The sequence below is a fragment of the Terrabacter sp. Root85 genome, assembly GCF_001429185.1.
In the GTDB taxonomy this organism is placed as follows: Bacteria; Actinomycetota; Actinomycetes; order Actinomycetales; family Dermatophilaceae; genus Terrabacter.
Map to the genome: position 1 here is coordinate 206,203 of NZ_LMIW01000011.1, position 13,195 is coordinate 219,397.

Here is a 13,195-nt window from a genome sequence, read left to right on the forward strand (position 1 = left end):
TGGCGCGTGACTGACGCCGTGCCGAACGAGCCGACCGACCTCCAGAGCCACCCCGTCCTCGTCGTCGACTTCGGCGCCCAGTACGCCCAGCTGATCGCGCGGCGCGTCCGTGAGGCGCAGGTCTACAGCGAGGTCGTGCCCCACTCGATGGCCGTGGCCGACCTGCTCGCCAAGGAGCCGGCCGCGATCATCCTGTCCGGCGGCCCGAGCTCGGTCTACGAGGACGGCGCCCCGCGCCTCGACCCGGCGCTGCTCGAGGCCGGTGTCCCGGTCTTCGGCATGTGCTACGGCTTCCAGTCGATGGCCCAGGCTCTCGGCGGCACCGTGGCCCGCACCGGAGCCCGTGAGTACGGCAAGACCGACGCGGCGATCAGCGACGTCGAGTCGACGCTCTTCGCCGGCCAGCCGCCGAGCCAGACCGTCTGGATGTCGCACGGTGACTCCGTCAGCGCCGCTCCCGAGGGTTTCGCGGTGACGGCCACGACCGCGGGCACGCCGGTCGCAGCCTTCGAGGACGACGACCGACGCCTCTACGGCGTCCAGTGGCACCCCGAGGTGCTCCACTCCGAGCAGGGGCAGCGCGTCCTCGAGAACTTCCTCTGGAAGGGCGCGGGCATCGCACCTGACTGGACGCCGGGCCACGTCGTCGACGACCTCGTGTCGACGATCCGCGAGCAGGTCGGCGAGGACCGGGTCCTCTGCGCCCTGTCCGGCGGAGTCGACTCCTCGGTCGCGGCAGCCTTGGTGCAGAAGGCCGTCGGCGACCAGCTGACCTGCGTCTTCGTCGACCACGGGCTCCTCCGTGAGGGCGAGGCCGAGCAGGTCGAGCAGGACTTCGTCCAGGCCACCGGTGTCGACCTCGTCGTCGTCGACGCCCGTGAGCGCTTCCTCGAGGCGCTCGCCGGGGTCACCGACCCCGAGACGAAGCGCAAGATCATCGGCGAGCAGTTCATCCGCGTCTTCGAGCAGGCCGCGCGCGACGTCGTGCACGACCGCGGCGACGAGGAGCACCCCGTCAAGTGGCTCGTCCAGGGCACGCTCTACCCCGACGTCGTCGAGTCCGGCGGCGGTGAGGGGGCGGCCAACATCAAGAGCCACCACAACGTCGGCGGCCTGCCCGACGACCTCCAGTTCTCGCTCATCGAGCCGCTCCGCACCCTCTTCAAGGACGAGGTGCGGCAGGTCGGTCTCGAGCTGGGGGTGCCCGAGGTCATCGTGTGGCGCCAGCCGTTCCCCGGCCCCGGCCTCGGCATCCGGATCATCGGCGCCGTCGACGCCGAGCGCCTCGCGATCCTGCGCCGCGCCGACGCCATCGCCCGCGAGGAGCTGACGCGGGCGGGCCTCGACCGCGACATCTGGCAGTGCCCGGTCGTGCTCCTCGCCGACGTCCGTTCGGTCGGCGTCCAGGGTGACGGCCGCACCTACGGCCACCCCGTCGTGCTGCGCCCCGTGGCGTCGGAGGACGCCATGACGGCGGACTGGGCCCGGGTGCCCTACGACGTGCTCGCGACGATCTCGACCCGCATCACCAACGAGGTCGAAGAGGTCAACCGCGTCGTCCTCGACGTCACGAGCAAGCCGCCGGGCACCATCGAGTGGGAGTGACCCGCTGAGACCGGACGACCCGACGAGGGCGGCCCCGACCTGAGGGTCGGAGCCGCCCTCGTCGCATCCCGGACCGTGACCTCGCCCGGCGTCGCGCGTAGCACTTCCGGGTGTCGCCCGTCGGGATAACCCCAGACCGACGCCCCCCAATTCTCGGGGAGTGTCACCCCCCACCGTGGCGCATGCCCCTCGGTGTCGACGCTCCCACGATGGACGCAAGTCCTTGAGGGGGGATCGTGATGAGTCGATGTGACGCTCGTCCGGCAACGGGTCGACCGGCGACCGCTCGGCGCTGTGCTGGCCCGACCGGCTTGACCGTCACCGACGTCCACGGACCCCGCCGGCGCGATGCCGCCGCCACGCGCACCCCGGGCCCGGGAGCCGACACCCGGGCACCGTGCCGCCCCGACCCGTGGGATCGGTCGCGGAGCCCTGACCAGGGCCGGTCACCCCATGTCAATGCCAGTCAACGCAGCAGGAGATGGATGGAGGACGGAGATGTCTAGTCAACTGGGGGGTGCGCTCTCGAAGCGCCACGTCGGCGGACCCGACCCGGGAGGCGGTGTCCGACGGCGCCGACTGCTCTCGGCCGCGGCCGCCATCGCACTCGCGGCGGGCCTGGCCCCGGTCGCGAGCAACGCCGCGCACGGCGCGGCCACCCCGCTGGTCGCTCCGGCGATCAACCCCGTGGTGGCCTCGAGCACGCAGTTCGACATCACCGGCTTCCTGCAGTCCGCGACCCTCGACTCGGCGGGCGACCCGCACTCGGGTGGCACGCTGACGCTGAACGGTCACGCCGTCGTCGTCCCCAAGGAGACGATCGTCATCCTCCCGGCCAGCGCTCTGACCTGGCAGGAGCTCTTCACCCACGCACCGGCGCCGTACGGCCCGACACAGACCGGCATGGCCCTGGGCGACAGCCCGAAGCCGCTCACGACGTACGAGGTGCACGTCGTCGGCAACCGCGTCATCAACGGCAGCGGTGACCGCTACATCGCCGGCATGGTCGACATCTCGGAGCAGGACCTCAACAACGGGGCCGGCTACGTGAACTACCTCGACTACTCCACCGGCGAGCTGGAGGTCGGTGGCACGCCGGGCGTCGCCGGCACCGGCACACGCGTGCGGATCAACGACCCGGCCATCGCCGGGTCGACGACGTCCGGACGCTATGGACGTGCGATGTCGCCGGACGACCGCTTCCAGGTCGACCAGGACAACCCGACGATCCTCGCCGAGACCGGCTTCCCGATGTGCATCCCGCGCACCGCGCCGACGACGACGAACGACGACGCCGAGTGCCCGCAGACCAACCGGCCCGTCTACACCGGGACCGACACCTCGGGCATCACCCCCCAGCCGGCGCTGCCTGCGGTGGGTGCGGCATACACGATGTTCCGGATGGACGCGCCGTCCGACGTCGACGCCAACACGTGCGCCCGCGGCACGTGCGCCGACCCGCGCAAGCAGGCCCCGTTCGAGATCGGTGACTACGTGACGTTCGCCGGCAACCTCGTGCAGGACGGTGGCGCCAACGGGGGCCAGTACATCTCCGCCCACACCATCGTGGCCAGCCTGGGCATCTACACCCAGCCGGGAGTCGACCCCGCCTACGTGTCCGTCGACGTGTCGATCCTCGGCACCGGTGGCCTGACGATCTTCGGTGCCGGTGAGGCAGCCGTGCGCACGAGGTTCGAGGGTATGACCACCGACGAGAGCCGGATGGTCCGTCTCTACGGCATCGACGTCAACCCGGCCACCGGCGCCACGAGCGACCGCGAGTGGGGCACGATCATGCCCGACCCCGGCCCTCCCGGCGGTGCGGTGCGCGGTCGCTGGCGGTTCCGGCCGCCGTGCACCGCGACGGTCCCCACCCAGAAGGCCTGCACGCCACCTCCGGCCGGGCAGTTCATCCCGCCCACGCGTGAGGTCCGCGCCGTCGTCGACGGGCTGTCCGAGTTCGTCCCGGGCACCCTGGACGCGAACCCCCGCAGCCAGGTCCCCGGCACCGCGAGTGCCAAGACCGAAGCCAACGGGATCTACTACGGCCAGTACCACGCCCCGATCGGTGAGTACATCTTCCCGGAGAACGTCCCCGGCTCCCCGGTGCCGGAGAACAACTTCAACTCGATCCCGTTCCTCGCGTACGGCGGGTACTCGTCGCTCACCGGCGTCCAGGCAGGCGTCCTGAGCCCGTGGCCGAGCAGCGTGGCGGCACCGGCCGTCGTGTGTGCCGTGCCGACGATCAACGGTGCTCCGTACTCCGTCGCCAACGGTGGGACCATCCCGCTGTCCGGCAGCGTCACCGCCGGCGCCTCCACCCCGGTCACGCTCCGGTGGACGGCCGGGACCTCGGCCGGAGGCACGAACCTGGGCGGTGCCCTCACCGGTGCCGGCACCACGACCCCGACGTTCAACGCGACGGGTCTCGCGGCCGGCACCTACCACCTGACGTTCACCGTCTCGAACGCCTGCGGCGTCGCCTCGGCCGCCACGACGATCGTCGTCCAGGCCGCGCCGAAGCCGACCATCGCCCCCATCCAGAACCAGACGGTGACGGCGGGCAACCTCGTGACCCTGACGGCCTCGAGCAGCTCGCTGCCGGCGCCCACCTGGGTGTGGAGCCAGACGTCGGGCCCGGCCAACCCGGCCCTGAGCCAGACGCCATCGGCGGCCACGGCCACGGGCACGTCGCAGCTGAAGTTCACGCCCACCGTCGCGGGGACGTACACCTTCGGCGTCACGGCGACGAACGCCAACGGGTCCTCGCCGGCCACGTCGGTCGCGGTGACCGTCACGGCCTCGGTGCCGACGAACGTCACGCTGACCCCGGTCGAGTACCGGACGTCCAAGCAGCGGCTGATCGTGACCGCGACGTCGACGGACACGACGGTCAGCAGCATGGTGCTCCTGCCGTACCTCACGGAGTCGGGCACGATGTTCGACCCCGCCACCCTGGGTGCTGCGAACCTCACGGTCTCGCTCGTCGCGCCAGGCTCGTTCACCGTCACGGCCGTCGGGGCACCCGCCCCGGCCTGCAACCTGGGTGGCGTGTACGCCACTCCGTGCGCACAGGCGCCCCTGACGGTGAAGTCGCTCAACACCGCAGGAGCGGTGATCGGCACCAGCGCCCCGTCGAGGCTCGACAAGATCCGGCAGTAGGGCGCCGTCAACGGTGGCTTTCGGGGTCGCACCCCCCGACCCCGACAGCTCACCGCAGGTACCGCCGGGGTCGGACCCGCACCTCCGGCCCCGGCGGCGAACCCGGTGGGCCGCCTCCATCTCCCCGGAGAGGCGGCCCACCGGGCACCGTTCACGACGAGGAGGACCCGATGTCACGTCGACCGATGCCCGCTCGGACCCTTCGGTTCGTCGGGGCAGGCGTCGCGGTCCTGCTCGCGGGTGGAGTCCTCTCGGGGTGTGGGGCCGGGCCCGACGCGCACGGCGCCGCCCCCGCGGCGAGCTCCGCGGCGGGGCTGTCCTCCGTGGCAGGTCGCGTGGCAGGTCGCGTGGCAGGTCGCGTGGCAGGTCCCGTGGACGCCGGGCCCGCACCGACCACGGCCACTGCCTCGCAGGCCCCGGCCCGGGACGCCACGTCCTCGACCCGTGGCGGCCACGTCGACCGGATCGAGGTCGGCAAGTGCTGGACCAATGCGACGAAGAGCCAGGGTGGACAGCTGCTCATCAGCGCGAGGAGCTCGGACCCGGCCGCGCACCTGCGCGCGTACCGACCTGACGGCTCGCTCATCGGGGACGTCGGCAACGGCGGAGGGCAGCGCTACGGCGGCACCGTCTTCGCCTACGAGCGCAGCGACCCGGGGTGGGTGACGATCCGTAGCAGCGCCGGCGGCAGCCTCACCGTGCCGACGACGCCGTTCCGCGTCGAGGACTGACGGTCAGCGACGGCCGGCCCGGTGCGCGGTGGCACCGGGTCGGCCGTCGGCCGCGAGGATCGGTTAACGCCAGTGACGGACGTCAGAGGCCGGTGGCGGCGATGTAGCGGGCCGTGCTCCCGTTGGGGTTCACCAGGACCCTCGGCATGTGGCAGTACTTCGGAAGCATGACCATGCCGTCCAATCGGGCGTCACCCTCCATGTCCAGGGGTGCGGTCCCGGTCGTGCCGACGACCATGTCGTTGCACACCACGGAGGCGCTGATCGAGGTCACCGTGCCGGTGCCGACGCCAGGGATGACGAGGCCCTCGACGCGGACGCGGACTCGGCCGTCCTCACGCACGCGGGCGAAGCCCTCGTCGACGACCCAGGGGCGCGGGGCCGGGGGAACCATCGCGATCGTCGGACCGTCGGGCATGCTGCCCATGATGTCAGCGCGCAGGATCGTGTGGCCTGAGCTGCTCGAGTGGCCGTCGCTCGCGGAGGCGGCGGGCGCCACGAGCGCGGTGATGCCGAGGACGGCACCGGCTGCGAGGGTGGCGGTGCGGGTCGGTCTGTGCATGTCGTGCTCCTTGTGGTTGAAGTGCCTTGAGTGCTCCCTTTCTGGACGACGCTCACCCGACGTGATCCGGTTCACTTGCCAGCAGAACTGCCCGGAAGGCGCCGTGTCGGCGCCGGCGGCCGGGGGTGGGCCGGGGGCGGTCCGCGCCCGTCTAGGGTTGACCCCATGTGCGGAATCGCCGGACACCTGGGTGTCCACGCCGACGAGGCCCAGCTCGACCGACTGCTCGACCGACTGCTCGCGACGCATCCGGGCCCGGGCGATGCGGCGACCGCACGGGACGGTGACGCCGGCGTCGGGGTGCGGGAAGCGCGCCCGGGCGTGACCACCGAGGACGACGGCGGCCACGGCGTCGCGAGGCTCGCGGTGGCCCGCGGTGGACGGTTCACCCTCGCCCTCGACGGCGAGCTCTACAACCGCGCCGAGCTGCGCGCCGACCTCGAGACCCTCGGCCACGACTTCGGCGTGGGCAGTGACGCGGAGGTCGTCCTCGCAGCTTTCACCGAGTGGGGCACCGACGGCCTCGACCGACTCGACGGCGCCTTCGCGCTCGCGGTCTGGGACCGTGACACCCGGCGGATGATGCTGGCGCGAGACCACTTCGGCGTGCGTCCGCTCTACCTCGCCCGGGCCGGAGACGGGTGGCTCGTCGCGAGCGAGATCCGCGGCATCCTCGAGAGCGGCCTGCACGAGCGTCGCCCGGACGACCGCACCATCTACCGCTACCTGCGCTTCCGCGTCCACGACGACGGCCGGTCCACGTTCTTCGCCGGGATCGAGCGCGTCGGCGCGGGCGAGGTCGTCACCCTGGGCGCCGACGTGCCGGGAGGGCTGGAGCGTCGTCCCTACACGCGGCTCCGCGAGGAGCTGGCCGCGCTCGGGAAGGCACCCCGGGCATACTCCCCGGCGGTCGCCGCCGAGTTCCGCACCCTGCTGACGGCCGCCGTACGGCGCCGCGCGACGTCGTCGGGGCGGGTCGGCACGGCCCTCTCCGGTGGCCTCGACTCGGCCGCCATCGCGGCGCTGCTCGACGTCGTCGAGCACGAGTCCGGTCGCTCGGCCGCCGATGCCGTGCAGGACACGTGGTCCGCCATCTATCCCGGCTCGCGCAACGACGAGGTCGAGCACGTCGACGCCGTCGTGGCCGCGCTGGACGGGCGGGTGCAGGAGCACCGCATCGAGCCGACGCCGACCGAGTTCAAGCAGGACCTCCGCGACCTCGTGCGCACCCAGGAGGAGCCGCTCGTCTCGACCGGTGCCTACACGCAGTACCGCGTGCTGCGCGAGGCGTCCGAGAGCGACAGCGTCGTCCTCGACGGTCACGGCGGCGACGAGACCCTGGCCGGCTTCGGTCCGCACCACCTGATCCACCTGCGCGAGCTGCGTCACCGCAGCGCGGTCAGCGCCGCCTCGGAGCTCGGGCGCTCGCTCGACGTGCTCTACCGCCGGGGCCGGCCGCTCATCGGCGACCGGCTGCACGGCCGCAAGGACGTGCCGGTGGCCTCGTTGCTCGACGCGGACTTCGCGCGAGCCCACGCCACCGAGGGCTACGACGTCGAGAAGGCCGACCTGCGGGCCCGTCTCGTCGACGACGTCTTCACCGGTTCGCTGCCGGCCCGACTGCGCTACACCGACAAGAACGCCCGAGCCTTCGGGGTCGCCGTGCGGATGCCGTTCGTCGACCGCGACCTCGTGCGGTTCGTCTTCGGCCTCGCCGACGACGCCCTCGTCAAGGACGGCGTCGGCAAGCGCGTGCTCCGCGACGCGATGCGGGGACTGCTGCCGGACTCCGTCGTCGACCGTCGCGACAAGGTCGGCGCGACGACGCCGCAGGGCGAGTGGTTCATGCGCCTCAAGAACCACGTCTACGGCGAGTTCCTGTCCGAGTCCTTCGCCAACCGGCCCTATTTCGACCAGACGGCGGTGCTGCACGCCTTCGAGGGCTGGATCAAGGGCACGAACTCGATCGACTCGATGACCGTCTGGCGCATGCTCAACCTCGAGCTCTGGCTCCAGGAGTTCTTCGACGAGCGCGAGCCGGAGGACCCCGGTCAGGCCGAGCACGTCAAGACCGACTACGAGCCGAACGCCCGCAAGCAGCTCGACCTCGTCACGGGGGACGGCACCGCGGTCCGCCGCTACCCGTTGCGCACCGAGCTCTACGCCCGCGAGGACGACCTCGAGGCCAAGACGCTCGGCTACGTCGAGCGCTTCTTCTCCGGCCTGCCCGACGCCGGCCCCGAGCACGCGTCCGCCACGAGCGGCCGGTGGTACTTCTTCATCTCCGAGAAGATCGTCGCCATCACCCAGGGTCGCTCGTACTTCATCTGGGACATCAAGGTCGGCCGCCCGGCGCGGTTGCTCAGCCGCTACGTCACGCGCACCCCGGCCGGCATCGGCCTCGGCTCGCCCTTCACCATGCAGCTCGCCATCGAGGAGGCCGGCCTGCCGCGGGTGCTCTTCGCCTCCGCGGGCGGTGCCGTCGGCAAGGTGCTCGGCAAGCGGGGCCTGTTCTACGACCTCGTCGGCGGTGACATCCGTGCCATCGACGGTCCGACCGAGTACTCCGTCTACCCGGCCAACGTCTCGGCCAAGCTCGGTCCCAAGGACCCCGACGACGTGGCCGCACACCTGTCGGCGGCCATCCGCGCGCGGGTGCCGGAGGCCTACCGCGACACGTTCGGCGGCACGGTCGTCATGGACGCCAACGACATCGGCCGCAACGTCCTCGGCAAGGACGCGCCGGGAGCCAAGGAGCGCTACGAGCTGATGTTCGCCGACAACCCGCTGGGGCAGGGATCCGAGCAGACGCCGATGGCCATCGTCTTCGAGGCGCCCTCTGCCTGAAGGCCTTTCGGGCGTATGCCGTCCGGTGGGTCGGGTGCCGGGCGTCAGCTCTCGATGAGCGAGTCGCGCACCTGCTTGCGCAGGACCTTGCCGATCTGCGAGCGGGGCAGCTCGTCGACGACGACGACACGGCGCGGCACCTTGTAGGCGGCGAGGTCCGCCCGGCAGCGGGCGCGCACGTCCTCGACGACGAGCTCGACGCCCGGCTCGGTCGTCACGGCCGCCACGACGTCCTCGCTGCCGTCGTGCTTGGGCAGCCCGACGACCGCGGCATCGGTGATGCCGGGGACCGTTCGGAGCACGGCCTCGACCTCCGACGGCATGACGTTGAAGCCGCCGGTGATGATGATCTCCTTGATGCGGTCGACGACCGAGACGAAGCCGTCGGGGTCGACGACGACGATGTCACCGGTGCGGAACCAGCCGCCGTCGAGCAGGGCCGCTGCTGTCTCCTCCGGCCGGCCCCAGTAGCCGCCGAAGACCTGCGGCCCGCGGATGAGCAGCTCGCCGCGCTCTCCGGGCGCGAGGTCCCGGGTCGGGTCCTCAGGGTCGACGACGCGGATGTCGGTGCTCGGGAAGGGCACGCCCACCGCGCCGGGCCGGCGGTCGCTGCCGATGGGGTTGCCGAGCGCCACGGGCGAGGTCTCGGTGAGGCCGTAGCCCTCCACGAGCAGCCCGCCCGTCACGTCCTCCCAGAGCTCGAGCGTCTCGCGGGGCAGCGCCATGGCGCCGGAGATCGCGAACCGCGTTGCCGTCAGGTCGGTCCCGCGCTCGCGGGCGGCGGTGGCGAGGCGCTCGTAGATGGGTGGCACGGCTGGCAGGAACGTCGGTGGGTGCTTCTTCGCGGCGGTGAGCACGAGGTCGACGTCGAACCGGGGGAAGAGCACGAGGCGAGCCCCCATGCTCATCGCAAAGGTGAGGCACAGGGTGAGCCCGTAGGCGTGGAACATCGGCAGCACAGCATAGACGACCTCCTGACCCGGCGTGAGGCCGGGCACCCAGGCACGTCCCTGCGCGGCGTTGGCCATGAGGTTGCCGTGGCTGAGCATCGCGCCCTTGGGGACGCCGGTCGTGCCGCTCGTGTACTGGATCGCGGCGAGGTCGTCCACGGTCGGCCCGGGGGTCGACGGGGCGAGCGGGCCGTGCCTCACGACGTCGGACCACGCAGTCGTGCCCGGAGCCCGCCCCGTGAGCTGCGCGCGCAGCGCCCGGGCCCGGGCGACCGGCAGCCGCAGGGCGAGGCGCTTCGTCCAGGGCATCGACGCGGTGATGTCGACGGCGACGACGTGCTCGACACCGGGGAGTGCGGTGATCGTGGTGGCCATCCGGTCCCACGCGATGGCGACGGTCGCACCGTGGTCACCGAACTGGTGGGCCATCTCGGTCGGGGTGTAGAGCGGGTTGTGCTCGACGACGACGGCTCCGAGCCGGAGCACGGCGTAGAACGCGACGATGTGCTCGGGGCAGTTCGGCAGGACGAGCGCCACCCGGTCGCCCGGACGGACGCCGAGCCGGCGCAGGCCCTCGGCCGCCACGTCGACCTGGCGCCCGAGCTCGGAGTAGGACAGCTCGGCGCCGAAGAACTCGAGCGCCGGACGGTCGCCGTAGGTGGTCACGGCTCCGGTCAGCAGGTCGACGAGTGAGGAGTCAGGTGGCTCGATCTCGGCCGGAACACCCTTGGCGTAGTGGGCGACCCACGTGTGCTCCAGTCCCGCCGTCATCCGAGCCTCCGCTCCGGTGGTGCTGCCGCGCAGTGCGGCACGACCAGTATGGCGTGGGCGGCGGGACCGCACGGACGGGCCCGTCCCGGGCACACGGCATACGCCGTCGGCAGAGTCGCGGAGCCCACCCGGTCAGCGGGGTGCACGGTGCCGACCGCCCCGTCGGGCGGGTGCGGTGACGAGAGGGCCTGCTGGGACGAGCGCGAAGGCGCCCTCCTCCTCCTGGCTGTTGTGGAGGCGGCAGACGGCGTAGAGGCCGTAGAGCAGCCGCCTCAGCTCGGTGACGTCCTCGGGGGTGACGGAGCCGGGCTCGATCCCGTCGAGCAGGCGGCGCAGCCGCGACACCTGGTGCTCGATCTCCGCGTGCGTCCGCCGCATGGTCGTCGTGGCCGAGCCGCCGAGAGCCCGGGCCACGAGGGGCATGAGCTCTGCCTCGTCGTCCCGCTCGTGGGGGAGCAGCTCGGCCTCGAGCCGGTCGAGGAGCGCGCGCACGGGAGCGAGGTCGCAGGCGTGGGTGTGCAGGCCGTCGGCGACGGCCCGGACCTGCTCGACGGCGGCGATGGCGACGTCGTGACCCTCGCGCAGGCGACGCGCCGTGGCGACGTCCTCGGCGGACATGGGGACGCTGTGCAGCGGGGTCGGGAGCAGGGCCCGCAGGGCGATGCCGATCGCGAGGACGTCGATGCCCTCCTGGAGCACCGCGCCCGCCGCCGGCGGCAGCAGGCCGGCCGCTGCGGCGACCATGGCCACGAGCGAGAGACCCATCCCGACCACGACGGCCTCCAATGCGACCCGGCGGGACCGGCGCGCGATGAGGATGGCGTCGGCGACGGCGTCGACCCGGTCGACCGTCAGCACGACGTCAGCAGCCTCCGACGACGCCGTCGCGCCACGGGCGGCGAGGGCGACCCCGACCCCGGCGGCCGCGAGGGCGGGCGCGTCGTTGACGCCGTCCCCGACCATGATGGTGCGCGCGCTGGCCGACTCGTCGCGGATGGCCGCGAGCTTGTCGGCGGGGTCGCGGTCGGCGAGGACGGCGTCGACGCCGACGATCCGGCCGACCGTCTCGGCGATGTCGGCACGGTCGCCGGTGAGCAGGACGGTCCGGCGGATCCCGACCTCGCGCAGGGCCGAGACCATCCTGGGCGCATCCGCCCGCACCGGGTCCTCGAGCAGGAACGCGCCGGCCGGGGCGCCGTCGACGGCGACGAAGACCGTGAGGCACCCGTCGAGCGCGGCCCGGCGGCGCACCTGACGCAGCCACGCCGGATCGTCACCGACGATCCACCGGGCCTTGCCGAGACGGACCACCGTCGTGCCGACCCGACCCTCGAGGCCGTAGCCGTGCACCTCGTGGACGGCCGTCGGGAGCACGAGGTCGAGGCCGCGGGTCCGAGCCGCCCCGACGAGGGCGCTCGCGAGCGGGTGGGGCGAAACCTGGTCGAGCGAGGCCGCGAGGCGCAGCACCTCCGCGGCGGGAGGGGCGCCCGGAGCGACGACGACGGCCGTGAGCCCGGGCCGACCGTGGGTGAGGGTGCCGGTCTTGTCGAAGAGCACGACCTCACCGGCCGCGAGGGCCTCCAGGGCCGCGCCGCCCTTGACGACGACGCCGATCCGCGAGGCCCGGGACAGGCCCGACATGATCGCCACCGGAGCGGCGAGCAGCAACGGGCACGGGGTTGCCACGACGAGCACCGCCACGGCCCGCAGCGGGGACCCGGCCAGGGCCCAGGCGGCGCCGGCCAGCGCGAGCGTCAGCGGGACGAAGAGCACCGCGAAACGGTCGGCCGTCCGGACGAAGGGGGCCGAGGTCGCCTGCGCCTGCTCGACGAGTCGCACGACGTTCGCGTAGGTCGACTCGGAGGCCGACGAGGTGGCCACGACGTCGACCGGAGGGCCGGCGTTGACGACCCCGCTGCGCACGTCGTCCCCGTTCGGGCGCTCGACGGGCATCGGCTCACCCGTGAGCGCCGACTCGTCGAACGTGCCGGCCGCGAGCAGCCGGCCGTCGACCGGCACGACCTCGCCCGTCCCGACAACGAGCACGTCACTTGGTGAAACCTCCTCCACCGGAATGCGGTCCACGCGGGTACCCGTGCGCCGCCGGGCCGTCCGCGGCGTGCGCTCGACGAGCAGGCGCAGCTCCCGGTCGGCCCGCGCCGCGGCCCGGGCCTCGAGCAGGCGACCGCTCGCGAGCATCAGGGTGACCATGGCGCCCGCGAAGTCCTCACCGACCCAGAGCGCACCCGCCAGGGCCAGGACGGCGATGACGTCGACCGTGGCGCGGCGCTCGGCGACCGACCGCACCGTCCAGAGGACCGAGAGCGCGAGTCCGAGCACGGTGGTCGCCACCCAGAGGGCGCGGGACAGCTCGTCCCTCCCCGACAGGGCGGCGAGCGCGCCGCGGCCAGCAAGGCGGCCGACGCGACGAAGAAGACCGCCGGGGAGCGGCCGCGCCACCAGGTCACACCTCCATGATCCGCCGCCCGCAACCGCACAGACCGCGTACGGGACAGGCGTCACACCGTCGACAGGCCACGTTCTGCGGGTGCGCTCGCGTCGAGGGG

At 72.7% G+C, this 13,195-nt stretch carries 7 protein-coding genes; 4 read left to right on the forward strand and 3 right to left on the reverse strand.

Going from position 1 to position 13,195, the window contains the following annotated elements; genetic code table 11:
• Positions 1 to 6 precede the first annotated feature (6 nt).
• From guaA to ASE25_RS22900, 3 genes are all read left to right on the forward strand, one after another.
• A complete protein-coding gene (guaA, locus tag ASE25_RS17190) occupies positions 7 to 1,605 on the forward strand; it encodes a glutamine-hydrolyzing GMP synthase (RefSeq protein WP_056826788.1) in 1,599 nt (532 codons plus the stop codon).
• Between the two features lie 498 nt (positions 1,606 to 2,103).
• Positions 2,104 to 4,767, forward strand: coding sequence for a hypothetical protein (locus ASE25_RS17195; RefSeq protein WP_056826789.1), 2,664 nt, complete (start codon positions 2,104 to 2,106; stop codon positions 4,765 to 4,767).
• 359 nt (positions 4,768 to 5,126) lie between these two features.
• Positions 5,127 to 5,498, forward strand: coding sequence for a hypothetical protein (locus ASE25_RS22900; RefSeq protein WP_235508726.1), 372 nt, complete (start codon positions 5,127 to 5,129; stop codon positions 5,496 to 5,498).
• Positions 5,499 to 5,580: 82 nt separating this feature from the next.
• Here the strand turns inward: ASE25_RS22900 and ASE25_RS17205 are convergent, their stop codons facing one another.
• Positions 5,581 to 6,060: a hypothetical protein gene (locus ASE25_RS17205; RefSeq protein ID WP_056826791.1), complete on the reverse strand. Its 480-nt coding sequence runs from the start codon at positions 6,058 to 6,060 to the stop codon at positions 5,581 to 5,583.
• A 165-nt stretch (positions 6,061 to 6,225) separates the two neighbouring features.
• Between ASE25_RS17205 and asnB the strand changes: the two genes are divergently transcribed.
• Positions 6,226 to 8,907, forward strand: coding sequence for an asparagine synthase (glutamine-hydrolyzing) (asnB, locus tag ASE25_RS17210; RefSeq protein ID WP_056826792.1), 2,682 nt, complete (start codon positions 6,226 to 6,228; stop codon positions 8,905 to 8,907).
• Between the two features lie 44 nt (positions 8,908 to 8,951).
• Here the strand turns inward: asnB and ASE25_RS17215 are convergent, their stop codons facing one another.
• The gene (locus tag ASE25_RS17215; protein ID WP_056826793.1) at positions 8,952 to 10,628 is read right to left on the reverse strand and encodes a long-chain-fatty-acid--CoA ligase; all 1,677 of its coding nucleotides are present in this window, start codon (positions 10,626 to 10,628) and stop codon (positions 8,952 to 8,954) included.
• 132 nt (positions 10,629 to 10,760) lie between these two features.
• Positions 10,761 to 13,088 carry a heavy metal translocating P-type ATPase gene (locus tag ASE25_RS17220; protein ID WP_200959151.1) on the reverse strand — a complete coding sequence of 776 codons (2,328 nt, stop codon included), beginning with the start codon at positions 13,086 to 13,088 and terminating at the stop codon, positions 10,761 to 10,763.
• Positions 13,089 to 13,195 lie beyond the last annotated feature (107 nt).